2 protein-coding genes are annotated in these 896 nt (G+C 45.9%); both read left to right on the top strand.

All coding sequences use genetic code 11. The features are described 5' to 3' along the window. The first annotated feature begins 76 nt into the window (after positions 1 to 76). Positions 77 to 478, top strand: a complete 402-nt coding sequence (locus ASU03_RS18890; protein ID WP_057833276.1) for a hypothetical protein — start codon at positions 77 to 79, stop codon at positions 476 to 478. 70 nt (positions 479 to 548) lie between these two features. Next, a complete protein-coding gene (locus ASU03_RS18885) occupies positions 549 to 839 on the top strand; it encodes a DUF6388 family protein (protein ID WP_017737784.1) in 291 nt (96 codons plus the stop codon). The last annotated feature ends 57 nt before the right edge of the window (positions 840 to 896 follow it).

Genomic DNA, 896 nt, shown 5'->3' with positions numbered 1-896 from the left:
CAGGATCAGAAATAAAACCTTTCTTTATAAAAAGAAATGGCACAAATAACTATTCACTTGATTTGGAGAGGGCGTCGTGCGAAAGCTTGGCTTGGGCTTACTGGTAACTGGCGTTTTAGGGCAACTATCAGCTCTACTATGGACCTACACGTCCACAGGACCAACTTGTGAAAATAACGTCGACAATTCATACATCCAGCAAAAAGTGACAGACTTCGAGCACGAATTTGACGACATCGCTAATAAAGTTGCGACAGAAATCAGTACAAATCTTCCCGACGAATTCACGCCCGCATTGAATACGCCCAGCCGCCATCGCGCACTAAAGTCCATTCAGCAACTGGAGTTGCCGGTAGCGCGTAAAGAAAACAATTTTGGCGTCATAGGCCCATATAAACATAAGCAGGACGCGGCTCGAGTCGTGAAAGAGCTGAGTGAAAGTCATGGCGTTCGAGGATGGACGATGGCAGGAAATTGACATAGTCCAATTTAGCGCTGGGCCGACCTTGAACAACCAGCTACTTATTGCATGCCACAAGAGAGCATTCATGATCGCAAAAGAACTTAGAGCCGAACTTGCCCTGAAGAAATTCCTGGACGCCAATCTATGGATTCAGCTTGAACTCAGCGAGCTGAATTACAGCCTCGCTGAAAACTGCGGGCTCTCGCCAGAAGAATATCGCCTTAAATTTCTGAAAGAAGCATTTGAAGCAGAAGCCGACGCGCACGGCTGCGATTGCTGGGACTTCATCCTGCAGTGGGCGGCCGAAACCAAGGAAGAACTTGAATTGATGCGCGAAGAACGCATGAAAGAGATTTATGACTTTATGGACAATTAATAGACGCTACAAATTTCGTAACCTTTAAAAGCTCAGAGTTTCAAGATGAAAGACTAA

The sequence above is a fragment of the Colwellia sp. TT2012 genome (assembly GCF_001440345.1).
In the GTDB taxonomy this organism is placed as follows: Bacteria; Pseudomonadota; Gammaproteobacteria; order Enterobacterales; family Alteromonadaceae; genus Colwellia.
Note: the sequence above shows the minus strand (reverse complement) of the source record. Positions and strands in the feature narration are given on the sequence as shown.

What these genes read in the sequence shown, in the direction of transcription:
- ASU03_RS18885 (WP_017737784.1), top strand. Translation starts at nt 549, where the DNA reads ATGATCGCAAAAGAACTTAGAGCCGAACTTGCCCTGAAGAAATTCCTG.